The organism is Enteroscipio rubneri (assembly GCF_002899715.1).
In the GTDB taxonomy this organism is placed as follows: Bacteria; Actinomycetota; Coriobacteriia; order Coriobacteriales; family Eggerthellaceae; genus Enteroscipio; species Enteroscipio rubneri.
Map to the genome: position 1 here is coordinate 63843 of NZ_PPEK01000002.1, position 21191 is coordinate 85033.

Sequence of the window (21191 nt, forward strand, 5' to 3'; positions counted from 1 at the left end):
AGCGGAGGCGGCGCAAACGGTACGGGAGGCGGCGGTGGAGTTGCAGCGCCGCCTGCGCTTGTAAAAGATTCGGTTCGATGATCGGGGGTGCCGTCTGCAGCCGGCCGCCGGCCGTCGTCTGGATTCGGACGTTCTGCTTCGGTCATGAGGGCTCCTCGTTTCGCGGTTTCGACCATTTTAGCACAGGCCGAAACCGCAGCGCGGTCCTGTCCCTCGCACATCGAAGCGCTCTCGCTGGCGTCGATGTGCGAGCGATCGAGGCGGATCTGTCAGTTGCAGGTGCCTTCGCCTTCGCTGTCTAGGAATACAGCTGCCGTTGCCTCAACGAGCTCGATGGCTCCTTCGGGGCATGCGGCGACGCAGAGTCCGCATCCGCTGCAGTACCGTACGTCGTAGGCGAGCTGGCCGGTCGTGGAATCACGATGACGCGCGCCGGTTGGGCAGGCGTCTGCGCAGGCGAGAAGGTTCGTGCATAGCGCGCAGTCAGTGCGTGACACCGTTACGGATGCATGATCTGCTATGGAGGGGTCGCAGTTGATGGCCTCGAGCAGCATCTTGCGCCGCGGCCACATCGTCTTGCGCGTGCGGCCTTGCGGCACGAAATTCTCGAAGTCGATACCATCGCTCAGGTTGAGCCGCGCTTGCGCGCGCGCTTTTTCGCGGCGCTCCAAGAATTCGTGCAGAACTTCGGAATTGCGCAGCCGACGTTTGCCCGATGCGATGTCGCCCACGTCGCCGACCAGGTTTTCGAACGCGCTGCGACGGTCGACGCCGACGGGGTTCGCCATGTCCTTGAGCAGGTTTTCCTTCTCGGGAATCGAATCAAGGGAGCCCACCGTGCGCCCCGTAGCGGCTTCAGCCGATTCGATGGCATGCGTGTACAGCATCTCGCCCATCTCCCCAGCGCGGTCGCAGTCGGCGCAGTATGATAGGTCTGCCGCCAACTTCACAGGGATGTTTTCGGCTAGCACGAGCGTCCAGAATTCGGGAGAGAGGCTTGCCAGGCATGGAAGCACGACGACATTTGCCGCCGGCTCGAGGCCGGGAAAGATGTTCTCCTTGCAGGTGACTACCACGTCCTCGCCTCGCTCGGCGATGCGCTTGAATCGCTCGTGCAGATCGTCCATCGTGATCCGGGGAGAGGCGAATGCATCGCATATCCCCAGACAGATGCCGCAGCGCGTGCAGGCATCGGCATCGATCGACGGGCGGCCGTCGTCTTCGAACGAGATGGCTTCGGCAGGGCAGGCCAGCGCGCAGCGCGAGCATGCGGCGCCCTGGGCGCGCATGCAGAATCCCCGCAGTACGGCGATCTGTCCTTCACAACTGCGGATTGAGGAATCTTCGAACTTCGGATCAGCCCCGGACTCCTGTGCGTTTTTGTCATTTTCAGGCACGTCAGCCACCGAACACCTCTTCTGTCACCTGGTCGATGCGGGCGAGGACGTCCTCGCGGGGCAAAAGCTCGATGCTCTCGAACAGGGGCGGCGACACCATGTTGCCGCACACCGCCACGCGCAACGGCTGGAACAGCAGCTTCGGCTTGAACTCCAGCTCCTCGCCGCGGGCGCGGCACGCCTCCTGCAGCGCCTCGGCCTCCCACGCGACTCCCTCGTCGGCCAGCACGCCGCGGCAGGCGCGCAAAGCCTCGTCGGCGCGCGCGCCTTCCTTCCTCAGTACCTTGTTAACGCTCTTCTCGTCGAGCTCGCGCACCTCGGGCCCCCAGAACATGAACGCCAGCTTGGCGGGGATCTCGTCGAGGCGCACGAGGCGCTCGGCCACGAGCGGGTAGAGCTGGGCGTACCACTCCGGGCGCGCGCCCAGGTCGGCCGCCGCCGCGTCGCGAGCCTCGTCGGCGAGCTCGCCGTCGGCCGCGACACCCGCATGCGCGCGGAAGAGCCACGGCATCGACGCCTGCACCCAAGCACCCGCGTCCATGGCCTTGATGTACTGGCCGTTCATCCAGTCGAGCTTCGTCTCGTCGAACACGGCGTCCTTCTTCGTCACCCGGTTGAGGCCGAATTTCTCGCACAGGGTGGCGCGGTCGATGAGCGTCGTCTCGCCGTCAAGCGACCAGCCCAGAAGCGCCAGGAAGTTCACCATGGCGTCGGACAGGTAGCCGCGCTCGTAGAACTCCTCCACCGAGGCCGCGCCGTGGCGCTTCGACAGCTTCTTGCCGTCGGGGCCCAGGATCATCGACAGGTGCGCGAACGTGGGCACGCGCAAGCCGAGCGCCTCGTAGATGAGGATCTGGCGGGGCGTGTTGGACAGGTGGTCGTCGCCGCGGATGACGTGCGTGACGCCCATGTTCGCGTCGTCGCACACCACGGCGAAGTTGTAGGTGGGGGAGCCGTCGGTGCGCACGACGATCATGTCGTCCATCACCTCGGCCGGGAAGCTGACGTGGCCGTACACGGCGTCGTCGAACTCGATGGCGGCGTGGTCCTCGGGCACGCGCAGACGCCACACGTGCGGCTCTCCCGCGGCGATTCGGCGGGCCGCCTCGGCGGGGTCGAGGTCGCGGCAGGTGCGGTCGTAGCCCGCGTAGCCTCCCTCGTTCGCTTCGGCCGCGGCGCGCTTGGCGTCGAGCTCCTCTTTTGTGCAGAAGCAGGGGTAGACGCTGCCGCGCTCCTTCATGCGCTCGAGTGCCTCTGCGTACGTGTCCATGCGCTGGGTTTGGAAGTACGGGCCGGCGTCGCCGCCCACCTCGGGACCCTCGTCCCAATCGAGCCCCAGCCATTTCATGGCGTTGAGGATGACCTGCACGTTCTCCTCGGTCGAGCGCTCGGGGTCGGTGTCCTCGATGCGCAGGATGAAATCGCCGCCCATGGCGCGCGCGAACGCCCAGTTGTAGATGGCCGTGCGCGCGCCGCCCACGTGGAGGCGGCCGGTGGGGGAAGGTGCGAAGCGCACGCGTACGTTTTTGTCCATATTCTCACCAGTCATGGCAGTGATGATCCTTCGCGTCGTCAGAGGTGGTTTCGTCATCGGTGACCTTGCGTAGGCCCGTTTGAGGGGCTTGCCGCGCGCAGCGGAGATGCGCGCCGATCACGATTGCCAGTATAGACAACAACGCGGTCGTCGCAAGCCAGACCCCTTCCATTCCCATTCAAATTATCGAGAGAGGGCTTGCTGGGCTTTGCGAGGGATGATTGCGTGCTGACTGTAGGTGCGTCGGGTAGCCGACTATCCGGGGGCTGCGTACTTCCGTGCATTGTGATGGGCGCTTTGATGCGCGCAAGACTCGAAGACAATGCATTTTTCATGTTGGGCCGTGATAGATGCACGCTGGATCAGCGCGAGTGCAGCGCTGGATTCCCGGAGAAAACGCGCTGCGCCCTCGTCGGAAACCCGCTGGATCCCAACGAAGGCCATTCGCTTCATTGGAGTCTGGATATATTCAGGCTCCGGATGCTATCCGTGCCGGATCGTCGCCATGCGGCCTGGGCGTCGCAGGAGGATGCCTGCGACGATCGCCGTCAGCGAGAACGCGGAGGTGATGGCGAGCCACACCGCGCCCATCCCCATCCAGAATTCGGGCGGATACATGGTGATGAGCAGCGAATCATAGGAAAACGTCCAGGTTCCATCCGCGAAGAACAGCGAGTGGAAGGCGGCGAAAAAGCCGTTGAAGTCCGTGACCACCCAGGCGGCAAGCAATGCGAACGCTGCGACTACCGCGATGCCTGCCGCAAGAAGTATTCCGCCGAGAGCGCGACGACCTCTGCGGTAAGCCACGTGAGCGCTTGCCGCCACGGCAAGAAGCGCGATGATGACGAGCGCGATTCGCGCATCGACGACGACGCGGTACACGTCGTCGAGGTGGGACAGGGCGTCAGCGGGCAACGTGTACTCTTCGGGAGCTGCAGCCAGCTCGTCGGGGCTTGCTTCCGCGTAGGGCGTGCCCGCGCTCCTATTGATTGCATGCAGCGTGGAGAATAGCTTGTCACGGTCGTTCGATCCTACCGTGTAATCGCGAGTAGCAACGGCGGCCTGCACGAGTTCGTCGTGAGAAAAGGGCGTGTCGGGATTGCCGTTGCCCGAGAATGCACCGGCGAGCGTTCCGGTGGTCTGCGGAAACGCTGCGCATACAGCAAATCCTGCTGCGACGAGCGTGATCGCGAGAGAAACTGCCGCTGCAATGGCGGCCGCGGTATTGAGCGCTTCGGCGAACGGCGCGTCGCTGCCCGGTGTATTCATGCATATCCCCTCTCTCAGGAAGCCGGCCGCCCCCGCGCTGGCACCTGCGCCCCTCCCCGCGCGATGCGTTTGCGAAGAGGGGCGACGCGGCTTCGTCAGTCTACATCCACCCAGATGGTGGCTGCCGTCATGCCCTGCATGTCCTTCGATATGGTAGGCAGGGGCCCCAGACGGCTGAACACGCCCTGAAAGACGCCGTCGTACAGATACAGGCCGTTCAGATTGTTGTACGACTTCGGATCCCATGGCACTTCGTCATCGGGGAGCTTGTCGATCCCCGTGTCGGGCGGCAGCGTCTCGGTTTTGAAGGGGACGATGTAGCGCTGCACGATGAAGGGGTAGCCGGCTCGGCCGTTTGCATAGCGATCGACGAGCTCCTCCCAACGCTCCTGCGACACAGCGGCGCCAGCGTACACCTCGTCGGCGCCGTAATGATCGGTCGGCTTGATGATCCATTCGCATCGGTTCGCGCGGATCTGCGGCAGGTTTACGTGCTCGTCGTCCAAAAAGGCTGTCATGGGCACCGTCTCTTCGATGAAGGATATCTCGTCCGCATCGAGGAAGGCGGTCGTGCGTTCGTCGAACAGCACCGAGAAGATCTGCTTGTCGTGGACGATATGTCCCGCGAAGCTGCCGATGAGCGCAACGCACTCGGCGCGCACGGCATCAACGAGCTGCTGAGACTCGTCCCAATGATCGATCACGTCGTTCGTCACGCAGCGTCGCCATACCGCATCGATGCGCTCTCCGGAGCTATCGCGCAGAACCTCGCCGTCGAAGGACAGATCGCGTACGTCGGCTACCGCGCAGGGCACTCCGCGACGCTCGAACGCCTCTGCGTAGAGGCGGAACTCGTCCACCACGCCGTTCTCCAGGTAATCGACGATGGCAATGCGCGGGTTGTCGACGCGTCGCGTGTAGGTTGCGTAGATGTCCATAAACGCATCCACCCAGCTTTCGAATAGCTCGCAGCCTTCGACGCGATGGCGCTTCGAGAACTCCTCGAAGGTTCGCGAACGCGCGACCGACAGAGTGATCTCGCGGTTCTCGTTCATCCCGCTCGACCCGTCGCCGTTGAACTCGCAGAATCTCACGCGGTAGTCGTCCTCGTCGAGGAACGTGTCCACGCGTGCGAACGGCAGCAGCGAATCGTAGCCCCGCGGCAGCAAGATGAGTTCTTCAAGGCGCGGGTCGAAGTCGAACGCGCGGCGATAGGCGGGGTCGTTCAGATAGTGCTGGATGACCTTGCAGAGGATGCCGTGGGCGGTTTCGGCCGTCTTCTTCATCACGGTGTAGGTTTCGGCGTTGAACAGCCGGGGCACGAAGCTCGAAGCTACCACCTGATGGTGGACGATGGCGGTCGAATTCCGCATGTAATCGTAGGCGGAGCGGCGGCTTTCGACGTCGCCGCCGAGGGATTCCATGATGTCGAAGTATTCGCGGGTGTAGTCGGCGTTGGTTGGCATGGGCGATCCTGCTTTCATCCAGGGCATGATGTAGAAAAGTGTACCATGACCGAAAACTCGTGCACATGCGCCCATCCGGGAAACGCCGCGCCGTCATGCAAGGGTAAACAGCCTTAAACCGTTTCGCCCGATTTCGTACGCGGGGATATTCTGCGGAGCAACCGCAGCGGCATGCATCTTTTCCTCTGTGACGGCGAGAATGTGATACATTGATCCGAAACCGAGGGCATGCTCGAAGAGGTGTGCCTTGCACGTTGCGAGGAGATAGAGCCACATGGACGACCTGCATGATTCGTACCTGTTCACGTCCGAATCCGTGACCGAAGGTCACCCCGACAAGGTGTGCGACCAGATCTCGGACGCCATACTCGACGCCATTCTGGCGAAGGAGACCGAGTTGGCTGCATCCGGCTACATCGCTCCGAGCGGACAGCCGGCCGATCCTGCGCAGGTGAGGTGCGCCTGCGAGACCATGGCAACGACGGGCATGGTCATAGTCACGGGCGAGATACGCACGCAGGCGTACGTCGACGTGCCGGCCATCGTGCGCGAGGTGCTGCGTGACATCGGCTACGACCGTGCGAAATACGGTTTCGACTGCGACACATGCGGCGTGCTGAACGCTATTCACGACCAGAGTCCCGACATCGCGCAGGGCGTCGATGAGAGCTGGGAGGCTCAGCACGGCCTGGCCGATGACGATCCCTACGAGCGCGTCGGCGCGGGCGACCAGGGCATGATGTTCGGCTACGCGTGCGACGACACGCCCACGCTCATGCCCATGCCGGTGTATTTGGCCCATCGCCTGGCGGAGCGTCTGACAGAAGTGCGCAAAGACGGCAGCATGCCTCATCTGCGCCCTGACGGCAAGACTCAGGTTTCGGTGCGTTATGCGGACGGACGCCCCGTGCACGTGGAGAAGGTGGTCGTATCCACGCAGCATTCCGAAGAGATAGCGCACGATGATCTGCGTACGCAGATAATCGAGAACGTGATCGACCCGGTGCTCGCGCGCGAGGGCGTGGCGCTCGCCGAGGACGCCGAGATTCATGTGAATCCCACGGGCCGTTTCGTGATCGGCGGCCCCATGGGCGACGCGGGTCTTACCGGTCGCAAGATCATCGTCGATACCTACGGCGGCATGGGCCGTCACGGGGGTGGCGCATTCAGCGGCAAGGACTGCACAAAGGTGGATCGCTCGGCTGCCTATGCTGCCCGGTGGGTGGCGAAGAACGTGGTTGCAGCCGGTCTCGCGCGGCGTTGCGAGGTGCAGGTGGCCTACGCCATCGGCATGGCGAAACCCGTGAGCGTGATGGTGGACACCTTTGGCACCAACGAGGTTCCCGAGGTTGACATCATGGCCGCCATCGAGGCCGTGTTTGATTTGCGTCCCGGCGCCATCGTCGACGAGCTGGACCTGCGCCGCCCGATATATCGCAAGACCGCCGCCTACGGTCACTTCGGGCGCGAGCTTCCCGAGTTTACCTGGGAGCGCACCGATAAGGCCGACGATCTGCGGAAAGCGTGCGGTCTGGCGTAGGCGCCAAAACCGCGCGCGAAAAGGCGGGCCTGCGGGCTCGAGCAGGAGCGCGGGGATTTCTTGCGACAGAGGGCTCGGTCGGGCCGGGTCCGCACGGGTGTGCGCTATACTTAAGGCCATGAAACTCGCATCGATCATCCTGGACATACCCACGCAGGCGCTGGACGCGCCTTATACCTATGCCGTGCCAGACGACGCAGGCGGAGACCAGCCTATCGAGGTTGGTTGTGCCGTTGTCGTGCCGTTCGGGCATAGACAGGCCGTCGGCTTCGTCATCGGTATCGAGGAGCGTATCGCGGAGGAATGGCCGGACGGCCTCGATCCGTCGAAGATTAAGCCCATCGCGCGCGCGGTGAGTCGCCCGTACTTCGATGAGGAGGGCGCCGCCTGCGCGCAGTGGCTTTCGGAGCGCTATCTTGCGCCACTTTCATCGTGCGTGCGCCTGTTCACGCCGCCTGGAGGCGTGCCGCGCATGGTGCGCGCGAACGCGGGCTACTGGCGGCTCGAGGAACCGGCCGTCGGCGAGGTGGACGACCGCTGGGTGGTGCCGGGTCCGGCATTCGATGGGTTCGAGCCCCGCAAGAACGCCGTCAAGCAGGCTTCCATCGTGGCGGCGCTGCGCGCGGGCGAGCTGCGCGTGGCGGAGCTCGTTGCAGAATTCGGCGCGGTGTCGGTCGCTCTCAAGACGCTGGAGGGCAAGGGCGTCGTTCGCATCGAGCGCCGCCGGAGGATGCGGGGCTTCGCGGTTCCGCCGGCCCGCCGGCCGCCGGAACCGGCCGACGGTGCGGAATCGGCCCAACCTGCGGGGCCGTCCTTCATTCCCAGCCGCAAGCCGCCGCTTACGGAGGGCCAGGCCGAAGCGCTTGCGGCTATCGACGCAGCGCGTGCACGCGAGACGGGGGAGGTGGTGCTCGTCGACGGCGTCACCGGCTCGGGCAAGACCGAGGTATATCTTCAGGCCATCGAGGCAGCACTCGCTGCAGGGCACACGGCATGCGTGCTCGTGCCGGAGATATCGCTCACGCCGCAAACAGTGGCGCGCTTTCGCGGGCGCTTCGGCGACACCGTGGCCGTTATGCACTCGCGCATGAGCGCCGGTGAGCGCTTCGACCAGTGGGACTTCATTCGCTCGGGAGCAGCGCGTGTGGTGGTGGGCGCGCGCTCGGCGCTGTTTACGCCTTTGCGCGACGTGGGCCTCATAGTTATCGACGAAGAGCATGAGGGCTCCTACAAGCAGGACAGCGCCCCACGCTACCACGCGCGCGACGTGGCCGTGTGGATGGCCCGCCGCTCCGGTGCGGCCGTGGTGCTCGGTTCGGCCACGCCTTCCATCGAGGCGCTCTATGCCTGTTCTCAGGACCCCGCCTGGCATCATGTCGTGCTGCCCGAGCGAGCCAACGGGCGTCCTTTGCCCGCCATACAGGTGGTGGACATGGCCAAGGAGTTCGGCGGCGGCTCGCGTTCGATGTTCTCGCACGCGCTCGTCTGCGCGCTTGCCGAGGAGCTTGGCGTCGGGCACAAGGCAGTGCTCCTGCTCAATCAGCGCGGTTTTGCGAGTTTTCTGCTGTGCCGGGAATGCGGGTTTGTGCCGGAGTGCCCCTCGTGTTCGACTTCGCTCACGTTCCATGAGCGCGGCAACTTCCTCATCTGCCATCATTGCGGTTATCGCGAGGTGGCGCCGTCCGTCTGCCCCGAGTGCGGCAGCCCTTACCTGAAGAAGTTCGGTGCCGGCACCCAGCGCGTCGAAGCGGAGCTGCGGGTGCTGCTCGACGGTATGTTCGGAACGGACTCAGGCGTGCCGATCGTTCGCATGGATGCCGACACTACGAGCGGCAAGGGCGCGCATCAACGGCTGCTCGAAGAGTTTGCCGCCGCGGATGCCGCCGTGCTCCTCGGTACGCAGATGATCGCGAAGGGGCTCGACTTCGAAGATGTGACGCTCGTGGGCGTCGTCAACGCCGACACCATATTGAAGCTGCCCGACTATCGTGCTGCCGAGCGCACGTTCGACCTGATCGAACAGGTAGCGGGTCGGGCTGGGCGCGCCGAGCTGCCGGGACGGGTGCTCGTGCAGACCTACGAGGCCGACGCGGCCCCCATCCGCGCCGCCGCTCGCTACGACCGCGCGCTGTTTCTGCGCGACGAGCTGCCGAAGCGTCGGCTTATGGGATATCCTCCCTACGTGCGCATGGCCAATGTGCTTGTGTGGGGCAAAGACGAGCCTTCCGTACGCCTCGCCGCATGTTCGTTGCATGATGGCCTTGCAAGCGCGGTGCGCGATTTTGGGGGCGATGGATGGAGCGTGCTGCCTGCGACGCCGTGCGTGCTCGCGAAGCTTCGGGGAACCTATCGCTGGCATATTGTGGTGAAGTGTCCGGTCGAAGACGATCTTTCGCGAGCGCTGCTGCCGTTCTTTCGGAAGCGCAAACCCGAGCGCGACGTGAACGTTGCGGTGGATATTGATCCGGACGATCTGCTGTGAGACGGCTGCGCCTATGAACTTGCTGCATGTCGCGGCTTGGAAGCTGTGCCGGCATCTCATGGGACGCCGAAGCGCCCGCATGTGGGAAAGGGTATCATAGTCGGCGATGCCGCGTTGCGGGATCGCCGACGGAGAAGGGGAAGCGAAGGTATCGCGCGATGGAGGTATTGGGACACGCGGGTTTTCAGATGCTGGTTCTGTTTACTATAGTGCTGCTCGGAGCCGTGGCGCGCAAACGGGATCTGATGAACGACACGTTCGATTCGACGTTGTCGCGCTTGGTTATGACCGTGGCGCTGCCGGGCATGATTCTCGATTCGGTGCTGGGCAACCAGAACCTTCCAAGTTCCGAGACCATCCTCGTCATGATGGCCTGCTCGACGGCGGTATACGTGATCGTGTGCCCGGTTGCCTTTCTCATCGTCCGCTTCCTGTACCGGGGCGTCTCCAAGAGCGCGCGGGGCGCGCACGCCTTCCTCATCGCGTTCGGCAACACGGGGTTCATCGGCTTCGCTGTGCTCGATGCCGTGTTCGGGGCTGACGCGGTGCTCTACGGGGCGATCTACAACATTCCCTACAACCTTTTCCTGTATTCCGTCGGGCTGCTGTTTATCATGAGTTCCGACGATGCGGGCGGCCGCGGGCCGGGCGCCGCGTACCAGTTGAAGCTGATCGCTAAGCAGTTGGTGAGCCCGTGCCTGCTCAGTTGCTTTGCTGCCATGGCCCTTGCGCTTCTGGGCGTCACCGATTCGGGCTTCGTGGGACAGGCATGCGGGCTGCTCGGGCAGATGACCGTGCCCGCGGCCATGCTGGTCATAGGCTCGACGCTCGCGAAGATGCCGCTGAAGGACATGATATCCGACGGCTGGGCTTACGTGACGACGGCATTGCGCCTGGTGGGCGTGCCCCTCCTGGTGTTCGTGGTGGGCGGGATATTCATTAAGGACCCCTATATCCTGGCGATCACCGCGCTTCTGTCGGGCATGCCCGCGGCATCCTCTGGCACCATGATGTGCCTCGCCTACGGAGGCGATGTGCAGGCGATGGCGCGAGGAACCTTCCTTACCACGGTGCTTTCGCTGGTCACGCTGCCGATCATTGCCCTCATCGTGGCGTAGCGCTCGTCCGAGGGGTAGCTACGTCGATGAAGCGCTTCATCCTTCTCGTTCGGGGGGGGGTGCCGATCGGCCGTATCCGCTCTTTGCGTCAGGCGGAATGCAAGGAGCGAGAATCGCGAGAAGGATGGCGGATATATCCGCGATTCGATTGAGGGTTCATGTTCTTCGTCACTTGTGGTATATTGTTCAGCTGTATCTTTGCGCCCGGTGCGTGAGTTTTGCCGTGCCCGCGCTCACAGCAGGAAAGGAAGATCACGTGGCCCAAGCTTCGAAGAAAAAAGCATCAGCCCCTGAGAAGAACGACACTGCGAAAGCCCCGGTTCAACCCGAAGAGATACTAGAAGACGATGCGCTCGACGACGAAGGCTCCGACGACCTCGTCGCGGAGCCCGGCGTCGATGCGGACGACCTCGGATCCGATTCCTCCGCCATCGAGGACAAGCTCGCCGACGGGCTGACGGAGGACAGCGACGACGAGGATCTGCTCGAAGGCATTCCTGAAGAAGAGTTGAAAGCCACCGTTGAAGTGCCGCTGCCCAAGGTGAGCAAGAGCAAGGTTCGCAGCGCGCGCAAGCGCGGCGCCGATGCGGGCATCACGGTGCTCACGGGCGACCCCGTTCGCATGTACCTGAAGGAGATCGGCAAGGTCCCGCTGCTCACCGCGGCGGAGGAGATCGACCTCGCCATGAAGATCGAAGCCGGCGTGGCCGCCACGGAGGAGCTCGAGCGCGCGGAGGACGAGGGCATCGAGCTCGAGCGCCGCGAGAAGCGCCGCCTCGGCCGCATCGAGCAGGTGGGCATCGACGCGAAGCAGCAGCTCATCGAGGCGAACCTGCGCCTCGTCGTGTCCATCGCCAAGCGCTATGTGGGTCGCGGCATGCTGTTCCTCGACCTCATTCAGGAGGGCAACCTCGGCCTCATCCGCGCGGTGGAGAAGTTCGACTACACTAAGGGCTTCAAGTTCTCGACGTACGCCACCTGGTGGATCCGCCAGGCCATTACGCGCGCCATCGCCGACCAGGCTCGCACCATCCGCATCCCCGTGCACATGGTGGAGACCATCAATAAGCTCGTGCGCATCCAGCGCCAGCTGCTGCAGGAGCTCGGCCGCGAGCCCACGCCCGAGGAGATCGGCAAGGAGATGGGCCTGCCCGCCGAGCGCGTGCGCGAGATTCAGAAGATCTCGCAGGAACCCGTGTCGCTCGAAACGCCCATCGGCGAGGAGGAAGACTCCCAGCTGGGTGACTTCATCGAGGACGACGCTGCGGTGGTGCCGCCTGATGCCGCCTCGTTCAGCATGCTGCAGGAGCAGCTGTCGAAGGTGCTCGACGGCCTGGCCGAGCGCGAGCGCAAGGTCATCAGCCTGCGCTTCGGCTTGGAGGACGGCCATCCGCGCACGCTGGAGGAAGTGGGGCGCGAGTTCGGCGTCACGCGCGAGAGAATCCGCCAGATCGAGAGCAAGACGCTCGCGAAGCTGCGCCACCCGTCCCGCTCGAGCAAGCTGAAGGACTACCTGGAAGATTAGAACCGTATCGACCCGCAGAAATTTCTGCGGGTCGATACCTTTTCTGCCGTCATTGACTTACTTCCCGTTGAGAGGCCGGCATCGTCGGGCCCGATCGTTTATGGATATTGGGGCGCTGGTCTGATCCCCCTTAGGTTGATCGGATACGATATGCACCAACCGATGCTTTCGCATCCTGTTGGACTGCGAGGCGCTGCCAGCCGCATGACCGATTGGACCGCATTTCATGGACAAGGAAAACCTCGAATTCTTCGCTAGCTGTCTTTCCGGGTTGGAGTCACCGCTCGCCGAGGAACTGAAACGGCTCGGGATCAAGCGCGTGCGTCCGCTTGGTGGGGGTGTGGCCTTCTATTGCGACGTGCGACGTGCGCTCGAAGCGTGTTTGTGGTCGCGGCTGGCCTCGCGCATCATGCTCGTGGTGGGACGCGTCGACGCGCGTATGGCTGATCTCCTTTTCGACGATGTGCTGGATATTCCCTGGGAGGACGTCATCGCGCCCGGCGCCAGCATCGCGGTGTCGGCGCACGGTTCGAACGACGAGCTGCGCAACACGCGCTTCACGGCGCTAAAGGTGAAGGACGCTGTGTGCGATCGGCTGCGCGAGGTGCGAGGACTTCGTCCCGATGTAGATACCGAGAATCCCGATGCGGCCATCGATGTGCGCATCCGCGACAAGCGCGCCACCGTTTCGCTCGATCTGTCGGGCGCATCGCTGTACCGGCGCGCGTATCTCGCTCCCGACGATGGGGCGGAAGCGCCGCTCGAATGCGCGCTGGCTGCCGGTCTGCTGGCGATCGCCGGGTGGGATGAAATCGCGCATGCGGGCGCATCGCTGGTCGATCCTACGTGTGGCGACGGTTCCGTGGTCGTCGAGGCGGCGAGCGTAGCGTGCGATCTGGCGCCCGGGCTTACGCGCGATCGATGGGGCTTCTTCGGATGGGCGCGCTTCGACGAGCATGTGTGGGATGACTTGCTGGCTGAAGCCGATGAGCGATTCGAGCGCGGGCTGGCCGGGGCCGCGGTCGAGGGGACGATTGACGACCCCGGCTCGGCCCGACCCAACCTGGACGTCGTGCGCTTCGCAGGCGCGTCCACCTCGTCGCCGGCCATTGCCCGGGCTCGCGGTCGCGCCAAGCGCGCGGGTTTGCGTCAGGCGGTCAGTATCGAGGCGTTCGGTGCGGAAGGCGTGGTTGGGCTCGTCGAGCGCGTAGGCGCCGCCGCTGCGCGTGCGGGCGAGCGTTCGGGCCACGAAGCCCCGGTCGGCTTCGTGGCCAGCGTGCTGGGCGCGCGCGAGCGATCTTCCGAGGCGAGCGCCCAGGCCGATGCTTCTGCATTCGTCGCTGCGGCGGCTGCGGCGCCTGCAGGCTCGACGTTCGCCGAGGCGGGCGGAGCCGCTGTCGAAGCGCGTTTTGGGGCGCCGCCCCACGTGCGGGTCGTGCTCGGGCGCGACCGCGTCGCTGTCGAAGCGCTCGTGTTCGCTACGCCGCCCATCAAGGCGACGTCGGTCACAGTGCCCGATCCGGCGGGTGGAGCGGAACATCGCGTGGAGGTGTTGGAGCCTGCATCGGAACAATTCGCTGCGCGCCTTTTCAAAGTGGCTAAGGAGCGCCGCAAATGGGCGCGACGCGAGGGAGTGGAAAACTACCGCGTGTACGATGCCGATCTGCTCGATTATGCGGTCGCTGTCGACGTGTATGCGGGAGCGGGGGATGCTGCGGGTACTGCCTTCCTGCATGTTGCCGAGTACGCGCCGCCCGCCTCGGTCGATCCCGCCAAGGCCCAACGCCGCTTCGACGATGTGCTGGCCATCGCGCCGGTGGCGCTCGGCGTGCGCCCGGACCACGTATTCGCGAAGACGCGCCGTCGCGACAAGGGCGGAAGCCAGTACCGTGATGCGGGGAGCCGTTCCTATGTCACGCATATCGACGAGGGCGGCTATTTGCTCGAAGTGGACTTCTCGGGATACCTGGACACGGGCATTTTTCTCGATCATCGCATCACGCGCCAGTTGGTGGGCTCGAAGGCGGCTGGCAAGCGCTTCCTCAACCTGTTCGCGTATACCGGTACGGCCACCGTGCATGCGGCCGGCGGGGGAGCGGTGGAGACCACCACGGTGGATCTTTCGCAGACCTATCTGGATTGGGCCCGGCGCAACATGGAGGCCAACGGCTTCGACGGTCCGGAGCACTCCTTCGAGCGCGCGGACGTCATGGCCTGGATCACCGAATGCCGGCGCAAGCCCCTTCGCTATGATCTGATCTTCGCGGATCCGCCGACGTTCTCGAATTCGAAGGCCATGGGCAAGCGTACGTGGGACGTGCAGCGCGACCACGTAGAGCTCCTCATCGGTGCGTCCCGCCTTCTGACGGAAGGCGGCGAGATCGTGTTCTCCTGCAACCTGCGGAGCTTCAAGCCCGATGTCGATGCGCTTGCCAGATATGGCGTGGTCCTCGAGAACATCACGGCGCAGACCATTCCGCACGACTTCGAGCGCAATCCGCGCATCCACCAGTGCTATCTTGCGAGACGTCCCTAAGCGGAGCGCAAGATGCAGGCTTCGCGCAGGAAGGCTTGAGGCCGCTCGCCCGCCGTCGGCTTTGCATGCCGGTGATCATGCGCCGGCTTCGGGCGCGCGCTCGCCTTTCCCCGTCTTCCGGCTTCCGCTCGAAGGCTCGGCAAGCGGCGGACGTGCGCCGCCCATGAGATCAATGAAAGCGTTCGCGACCAGCCCGGTGGCGAACGCGGCGACGAGCGTGCCCTCGCGCACGCCTTCGATGCCCCCAAGCAGAACGAGCGAAGCCGCCACGGCCAAGGAGACGCATACGAGGTCGAAGCCCACTTTCGTACGTCCGAAGTTCCAGCCCGCCTTGCCCGCGACTGCGCAGACGAGTGCTTCGCCGCTGTTCATGGCAACGTTGGCGACCACTGTGCAGGCCACGCCGAATGCGAGCACGACCACCCCGATCGCGAGCAGCACGAGCGATTCTGGATAGGAGGAGGGCTCATAGAGGACGAACAGGTTGTTGAACGCGTCGATACCCAAGCTGAACACCACGGAGATGGGGATCTGGAGCAGTGCGATCGCCTTGAAGTCGCGCCGGAGCACGGCGATCTGTCCTAGCAGCAGCGCGATGTTCCAAGCGAACATGAACGCGCCGTAGGACATGTTCGGAAACGATAGGCTCAGCACGTAGCCGAGCGAGGATATGGGGGAGGTGCCCAGGCTCGTTTTCGTGACGATGACGATACCGGCCGCCATAATGACAATGCCTGCGGCAAGCAGGCAGGAGCGCACTGCTATCTGTTTCATGGTCCACTTCCGGATCGAGTCTTGCGATGATGATGGAGAGGCCGTCCCGTTCGGGTACCGTCCTGCTCCAATGCGATCGTATCGACGGGGCTCGCGATTGGCTGCTGACGAAAAAAGCCGTCGATCTGTGCGATCGACGGCGGTTGTATCGTGGTGGGCCCAGCAGGATTCGAACCTGCAACCAAAGGATTATGAGTCCTCTGCTCCACCGTTGAGCTATAGGCCCCTCAAGCGCTCCGCTATTCTATCCCAAAACGCGCATGGATGCCAGTTGGATGTATGTGCGGTTTGCGAGGAGCGTCTACGATGGCCGGATGCATGCGGGTGCGCCCGTAAAACGAATTTCGTGATTCGGGGAATCTTCCCTTGCGCGAAATGCGAAATGCCGCTAGAATATTCCAGCACGTTGGAACGCATCAACGTATTCGGTCGCTTGGCTCAGCGGGAGAGCATCGCCTTCACACGGCGGGGGTCACAGGTTCAAATCCTGTAGCGACCACCATGAACCATCCGGGCCGTCGGGGCAACCCGACGGCCCGCTTCGTCTTTGCGCGGTTGCCGGGTTCCCTTCTCGGTTGCGCTCCGTCCTCTTCGCTGCTGGGGTTCTGCCGGGTTGCCGGCATGATATGCGGGCTTTGGACGCGTTTCCACTCTTCTCGATCCGCTTTGGCATGCGCATCTGGCGATACTATGCGAAGCATCGTGGCACGTGCAACCTCTTGTACCATATCGCGGTCGAACTCGGTATACTGCAACGTATACGCGACGGAAAGAGAAGGCGGGCATGAGCGGCGCAAGCGCGATGGGAGAACAACCGAAAACAGTGTTGGGCGTTTACATCGCGCCTGCTGAGCACAATGCTCTTTGCGCAGCGGCCGAAGACAATTTTTGTTTCGAGTTTGCGACGTCGGTTGAAGACGCCCTGCGGCTCGTCGACGCTTCCGTTCCTGATGCGATCTTATGCGATTTCGCTGCGCCGGGTGCCGGGGATCTTCTCGGGCGGTTGCGGGACGGTGGAATGACGTCGAGCTTCGCCGTGCTCGCCCTCGCGCCGGAAGACGACGAGGTTGCGCAGGCGGCCGCTCTCGAGCAGGGGGCCGAGGATGTCATCGCACTACCTGCTCATCCGCGCCTTGTCCGCGCGCGCCTCAAGAAAGCTCTGTGCAACCGGAACGCGCCCGAGGCCCGCTTGCGGGAAGGCGACGTCCAAAGCCTGCCGCTGGAAAAGGCGAGCGATCTCGCTCTGAAGCTCATCAACGAAGCTCCCGGCGGCTTCATCCGCATGAGGATGGCGCCCGATGGCAGCGTTGTGCCCGTGTTCGTGAACGACGGGTTCTGCCGCATGATGGGCATGGGCCGTGCCGAGGCGATGCTGCTCGTCGTCTCGGACGTTTATGCGGGTGTGCATCCGGACGACGTGGCGGCGCTTCAACAGGCGATCGCGCAGGCCATGGAGAAGCGTACCGTCTTTTCGGCTCGGGCGCGCTTTCTGCACAAGCAGAAGGGCTACCTGTTGTTTCAGGCGTTCTACCGCGCAACGGCAGACGCGGATGGTTCGAGGTGCATCAACGCCTACTTTGCCGATATCACGTCGGAGGGGGAGCGCGAGGAACGCCGCCGCGAGCTTCTGGACAACCTGCCGTGCGGCGCGATCATCTTCGAGATAGCCGCGGACGGCACCATCGACTGCCCCCACATCAACAAACGCTACATCGAGCTGGTCGGTCGGGACGCTGCCGAGCTGCGCCTGCACGACGCCATCCGGGCCGTCCACGTCGATGATCGCGAGCGCCTGATGCGTGCTATCGACGAAGCCGTGCTCGAAGACCGCCAGATGGAATGCGATATCCGCACGCTCAGAGGAGACGGCAGCTATGTGCCGTTCCATCTTGTGGGGCGCGTAGTGGAAAAGGGCCCGATCAAAAGTGTCATGTACACCACCTATACGCCCATCAGCGAAGAGACGCGCTCACTGAGCGTCGCCCTGGCCGACCAGCGGAGGGCGGAGCGCCAGGCGCAGGAGATCAACGAGCAGCTGAGCTTCCTCAACGACGTCTCGCGCTACCTGCTGGTGGGATCCGACCCGAACGACTCCATCCGCCTGGCGCTCGAGAAGATGCGCGAGTACTTCGACGGCGATCGTTCCTACGTCTTCGAGCTGGACGAGAAGCGGCAGGAGTCGAACAACACCTATGAGACCTGTGCTCCAGGAGTGGTTCCGGAGAAGGAAAACCTACAGCACGTTCCCTATGCGTTGCAGGAGTACGCTCTGGGCATTCTGAGGAAAGGCGAAAGCATCTTTCTGAACGACTCCCGCGGCATTGCGGACAGCGGTATCGATGCGGGCCAGATCATCACCAACCAAGGCATCCAGCGCCTCATTCTCGTGCCGCTGCGCAGCGGCACGGAGCTTGTCGGCTTCATGGGGGTCGACAACCCCATGCGCAACGCCTCCCACGTGAGTCACCTCATGGCTCTAGGCGACTATATGACGGCCATGCTGCGGCGTCGCGACAACGAGGAGCAGATCCTGCGCGACAACCGGGTGCTGCGCGACATCATGAACGACATGCCGGGCGGCTTCGTGCAGCAGCTGGTGACTCCCGACGGCAGGACCGTGCCCATCTTCATCAACGAGGAGTTCTGTCGCATAAGCGGCATGAGCCATGACGAGTGCGTCAGGTTCTACAGCACGGACGGCTTCACGGGCGTGCATCCCGACGACGAGGAGATGGCGCGCCTGGCGCTGGAGAAGCTCGTCGCCACCCGTGAGACCATCACGCTACGACTGCGCCTCATCCGCGGCGACGGCAGCTACGTGCCCATGCAGGTGTTCTACCGCGTGACCGACGATCGCGACGGCAACCTGCTGCTCAGCGGCTACTACACCGACCTGACCGATGAATTGGCCGCCAGGGAACGCGAAATGGCCGAGCACGACGAGCTCACGGGGCTGTTCAACCGCACGAGGCTCGCCCGCATGCAGGCGAGCGTCTACCAGGAGCTTTCGTCGTGCGGCGTGCTGTTCTTCGACGTGAACCACCTGAAGACCGTGAACGACACACAAGGCCACGAGCAGGGCGACGTGCTGCTGAAGCTGGTAGCGGACGGCATCCGGGCCGTCACCGACGAGCGCATACACGGCTACCGCTACGGCGGCGACGAGTTCCTCGTGGTGGCGTGCAACGGCGACGAGGCTGAGCTTCCTGCGCTTGCAGCGCGATGGAAGGAGGCCATGCGCGCGCTGTCCAGCGATCGGGGAGTGGCGGCCACGGCCGCCATCGGGAGCACGTGGAGTCGTGCGCCCCTCGCACTGGGCGATCTCATCCGCCGGGCCGACCAGGCCATGTACGACGAAAAGCAACGCGTGCGGCAAAGCGCCGACTGATTGTTGTCGAACCCGAGTAGCGGAAACGTATCTACTTCAATGTGAACTTCCACGAGCAGTTGCAGGTTTCATCTTCGATCTCGGGATAGCAGCTCAGACACTCGCATGCGATGCGATCGTCGATGTTCTCGGCGAACACCCCGTACTCGATGATGCCCACGCTCTTGCAGGGGTGAAACCCCATACCCTTGCGGTCGCGCGCGTTCTGCACGCGGCAATCGACGATGCGGTAGAGCAACTCGCCCTTTTCCAGTATGATCTCGTCGACGTTTGCGGCCGACTGGCAGCGCAGGGGGAGCGCCTGCGCGAGCCCTTCGAGTCCGGGATGCTCGGGCAGTCCGAGGAAGCCCTTGATGCGTCGCGCCTCCGACACGCTGAACCGCCGCCAGGCTTCTCGGTCGTGGTGCATGGCTGCGTCCATGCCGTCGTCGCGTTCGACCGATTGGAACCAAGTGCCGTCCAGCGCGACAAGGTTCTTGGCGTAGATCTCCAAAAGCTCGACCATTTGGTCGTGCGTAAGGCTTTCGATGACGTCGTTCATGGCTCAACTCCTTGCAGGAGGCGTTCGCCGGTTCCCTGCGGCGGGTAGGTGGCGGCGCCCGATCGTGTCGTTCGGTTCATCCGGGCCCCGAACGGGTTCCGTTGGGCGACGATTATAGCGCTCGGCTCCCGAGGCTTGCGCCGAGGCTTCCCGATTCGGGCGTTTTTGCGGGGCGCGCGTCCAAAACCGCTATACTGTTGCGGTGCGGATCGGGGTGCTCCGGCCCGCCGATACGCGGCACCGCCAGGACGTGGCCGCGCCCGTGACCCACCGCAGGTAAGGAATGACGCAATGAGTATCGATAGCTTCGAGGCAAGCCGCAAGCGCTCGGACGAGATCCGCGCCGATTTATCCGTCCATCCTGAGAACTACACCATGCTGACCGGCGACCGCCCGACAGGTCGGCTGCATCTGGGCCACTACTTCGGCACCATTCGCGAGCGCGTCGCGCTCCAGGACATGGGCATCGCCACGCGCATCATCATTGCCGACTATCAGGTGATCACCGATCGCGACACCACCGAGCACATCGCAGACAACGTGCGCAACATGGTTGTGGACTACCTGGCCTGCGGCATCGACCCGGACAAGACCATCGTATTCACGCATTCGGCCGTGCCCGCCCTGAACCAACTCATGCTGCCGTTTCTGTCGCTCGTAACCGAGGCCGAGCTGCAGCGCAACCCCACGGTGAAGTCCGAGATGGAGGCGTCGGGCCATGCACTTACGGGCCTTTTGCTCACCTATCCCGTGCATCAGGCGTGCGACATCCTGTTCTGCAAGGGCAATATCGTGCCGGTGGGCAAAGACCAGCTTCCCCACATCGAGCAGACGCGTATGATCGCGCGCCGCTTCAACGAACGCTACGCGCAGGTGTTTCCCGAGCCTGAGGGCGTGCTCAACGACGCTGTGGAGATCCCCGGACTCGACGGGCGCAAGATGTCGAAGAGCTACGGCAACGCCATTGCGCTGTCGGCGACCGACGAGGAGACGGCCAAGCTCATCAAAAAGTCCAAGACCGACGCCGACCGCATGATCACCTACGACAAGGAGAGCCGGCCCGGCGTATCGGCGTTGCTGACCACGGCCGCCCTCTGCACCGGGCGCACCGAGCAGGAGATTGCCGACGAGATTGGCGAGTCCGGCGCTGGCGCGCTCAAGAAGTACGTCGCTGAAAGCGTAAACGGCTTTCTGGCGCCCATTCGCGAACGTCGACGCGAACTGGAAGGCGATATGGCCTACATCGAGGACGTGCTACACGAGGGGAACCGCCGCGCCAACGAGATTGCGAATGCAACGCTCAACGAGGTGCGCGAGGCGATGGGCATGGTGTACTGAGCAAGGCTCCGAGCGCTTTCGAGGTGTTGCTCGGACGATCCGAAAATGTGAGGAGATTGCGGGCAGCCCGATCGCATCTCTAGGCAAGTCATGCTGAATATGGTATAAACTACGAAGCAATGCGCGTGGGACGGGTTGGATGTGGCGCGCACCATACTTTCGAGACATGAGAAAGTGGGCTTGCCCCGCTTTCTTTGTTTGTAGGGCCCCGGATGCACGGGGTCAGCAGGATGGAAGAAGACGCCGGCTTCGCTCGAGGAACGAGCGTGCGGCGGGGAAGGAG

Annotated in this window: 13 protein-coding genes and 2 tRNA genes; 8 read left to right on the forward strand and 7 right to left on the reverse strand. The window is 63.7% G+C overall.

Going from position 1 to position 21191, the window contains the following annotated elements:
- Positions 1 to 269 precede the first annotated feature (269 nt).
- The 4 genes from C2L71_RS03050 to C2L71_RS03070 all read right to left on the reverse strand — a co-directional run bounded on the left by C2L71_RS03050 (position 270) and on the right by C2L71_RS03070 (position 5666).
- A complete protein-coding gene (locus C2L71_RS03050) occupies positions 270 to 1406 on the reverse strand; it encodes a 4Fe-4S binding protein (protein WP_239926273.1) in 1137 nt (378 codons plus the stop codon).
- Positions 1399 to 2946, reverse strand: a complete 1548-nt coding sequence (gene gltX, locus C2L71_RS03055) for a glutamate--tRNA ligase (RefSeq protein ID WP_103264324.1) — start codon at positions 2944 to 2946, stop codon at positions 1399 to 1401. The genes C2L71_RS03050 and gltX overlap by 8 nt, the downstream gene beginning before the upstream one ends.
- A gap of 468 nt (positions 2947 to 3414) precedes the next feature.
- Positions 3415 to 4200: a lipoprotein intramolecular transacylase Lit gene (locus C2L71_RS03065; RefSeq protein WP_103264325.1), complete on the reverse strand. Its 786-nt coding sequence runs from the start codon at positions 4198 to 4200 to the stop codon at positions 3415 to 3417.
- 95 nt (positions 4201 to 4295) lie between these two features.
- Positions 4296 to 5666 (reverse strand): ATP-grasp domain-containing protein, encoded by a 1371-nt coding sequence (locus C2L71_RS03070; protein ID WP_103264326.1) that lies wholly within the window; start codon positions 5664 to 5666, stop codon positions 4296 to 4298.
- Between the two features lie 274 nt (positions 5667 to 5940).
- On the opposite strand from C2L71_RS03070, the gene metK reads away from it, so the two are divergent.
- From metK to rlmKL, 5 genes are all read left to right on the forward strand, one after another.
- Positions 5941 to 7206, forward strand: coding sequence for a methionine adenosyltransferase (gene metK, locus C2L71_RS03080; protein ID WP_103264328.1), 1266 nt, complete (start codon positions 5941 to 5943; stop codon positions 7204 to 7206).
- Positions 7207 to 7324: 118 nt separating this feature from the next.
- Positions 7325 to 9688, forward strand: a complete 2364-nt coding sequence (priA, locus tag C2L71_RS03085) for a replication restart helicase PriA (protein WP_103264329.1) — start codon at positions 7325 to 7327, stop codon at positions 9686 to 9688.
- 158 nt (positions 9689 to 9846) lie between these two features.
- The gene (locus C2L71_RS03090; RefSeq protein ID WP_170042416.1) at positions 9847 to 10806 is read left to right on the forward strand and encodes an AEC family transporter; all 960 of its coding nucleotides are present in this window, start codon (positions 9847 to 9849) and stop codon (positions 10804 to 10806) included.
- 256 nt (positions 10807 to 11062) lie between these two features.
- A complete protein-coding gene (rpoD, locus tag C2L71_RS03095) occupies positions 11063 to 12331 on the forward strand; it encodes an RNA polymerase sigma factor RpoD (protein WP_103264331.1) in 1269 nt (422 codons plus the stop codon).
- Positions 12332 to 12557: 226 nt separating this feature from the next.
- The gene (rlmKL, locus tag C2L71_RS03100; RefSeq protein WP_103264332.1) at positions 12558 to 14867 is read left to right on the forward strand and encodes a bifunctional 23S rRNA (guanine(2069)-N(7))-methyltransferase RlmK/23S rRNA (guanine(2445)-N(2))-methyltransferase RlmL; all 2310 of its coding nucleotides are present in this window, start codon (positions 12558 to 12560) and stop codon (positions 14865 to 14867) included.
- Positions 14868 to 14942: 75 nt separating this feature from the next.
- Here rlmKL and C2L71_RS03105 read toward each other — a convergent pair whose 3' ends face one another.
- Both C2L71_RS03105 and C2L71_RS03110 read right to left on the reverse strand, forming a co-directional pair.
- Positions 14943 to 15641: a YczE/YyaS/YitT family protein gene (locus C2L71_RS03105; RefSeq protein WP_103264333.1), complete on the reverse strand. Its 699-nt coding sequence runs from the start codon at positions 15639 to 15641 to the stop codon at positions 14943 to 14945.
- A 151-nt stretch (positions 15642 to 15792) separates the two neighbouring features.
- Positions 15793 to 15867 (reverse strand) — tRNA-Ile (locus C2L71_RS03110).
- A gap of 201 nt (positions 15868 to 16068) precedes the next feature.
- Between C2L71_RS03110 and C2L71_RS03115 the strand changes: the two genes are divergently transcribed.
- A tRNA-Val gene (locus C2L71_RS03115) sits at positions 16069 to 16143 on the forward strand.
- Positions 16144 to 16659: 516 nt separating this feature from the next.
- Complete coding sequence (locus tag C2L71_RS03120; protein WP_170042418.1) at positions 16660 to 19029, forward strand: PAS domain-containing protein; 2370 nt, start codon at positions 16660 to 16662, stop codon at positions 19027 to 19029.
- 31 nt (positions 19030 to 19060) lie between these two features.
- Here the strand turns inward: C2L71_RS03120 and C2L71_RS03125 are convergent, their stop codons facing one another.
- Positions 19061 to 19570: a DUF6125 family protein gene (locus C2L71_RS03125; RefSeq protein ID WP_103264335.1), complete on the reverse strand. Its 510-nt coding sequence runs from the start codon at positions 19568 to 19570 to the stop codon at positions 19061 to 19063.
- 291 nt (positions 19571 to 19861) lie between these two features.
- Between C2L71_RS03125 and trpS the strand changes: the two genes are divergently transcribed.
- Positions 19862 to 20908 (forward strand): tryptophan--tRNA ligase, encoded by a 1047-nt coding sequence (trpS, locus tag C2L71_RS03130; RefSeq protein ID WP_103264336.1) that lies wholly within the window; start codon positions 19862 to 19864, stop codon positions 20906 to 20908.
- Positions 20909 to 21191 lie beyond the last annotated feature (283 nt).

Excerpts from the sequence above, each read along its gene's own strand:
- gltX (WP_103264324.1), bottom strand. The coding sequence starts at position 2,946 with ATGACTGGTGAGAATATGGACAAAAACGTACGCGTGCGCTTCGCACCT.
- C2L71_RS03065 (WP_103264325.1), bottom strand. The coding sequence starts at position 4,200 with ATGAATACACCGGGCAGCGACGCGCCGTTCGCCGAAGCGCTCAATACC.
- C2L71_RS03070 (WP_103264326.1), bottom strand. The coding sequence starts at position 5,666 with ATGCCAACCAACGCCGACTACACCCGCGAATACTTCGACATCATGGAA.
- metK (WP_103264328.1), top strand. The coding sequence starts at position 5,941 with ATGGACGACCTGCATGATTCGTACCTGTTCACGTCCGAATCCGTGACC.
- priA (WP_103264329.1), top strand. The coding sequence starts at position 7,325 with ATGAAACTCGCATCGATCATCCTGGACATACCCACGCAGGCGCTGGAC.
- C2L71_RS03090 (WP_170042416.1), top strand. The coding sequence starts at position 9,847 with ATGGAGGTATTGGGACACGCGGGTTTTCAGATGCTGGTTCTGTTTACT.
- rlmKL (WP_103264332.1), top strand. The coding sequence starts at position 12,558 with ATGGACAAGGAAAACCTCGAATTCTTCGCTAGCTGTCTTTCCGGGTTG.
- C2L71_RS03105 (WP_103264333.1), bottom strand. The coding sequence starts at position 15,641 with ATGAAACAGATAGCAGTGCGCTCCTGCCTGCTTGCCGCAGGCATTGTC.
- C2L71_RS03120 (WP_170042418.1), top strand. The coding sequence starts at position 16,660 with ATGACGTCGAGCTTCGCCGTGCTCGCCCTCGCGCCGGAAGACGACGAG.
- C2L71_RS03125 (WP_103264335.1), bottom strand. The coding sequence starts at position 19,570 with ATGAACGACGTCATCGAAAGCCTTACGCACGACCAAATGGTCGAGCTT.
- trpS (WP_103264336.1), top strand. The coding sequence starts at position 19,862 with ATGAGTATCGATAGCTTCGAGGCAAGCCGCAAGCGCTCGGACGAGATC.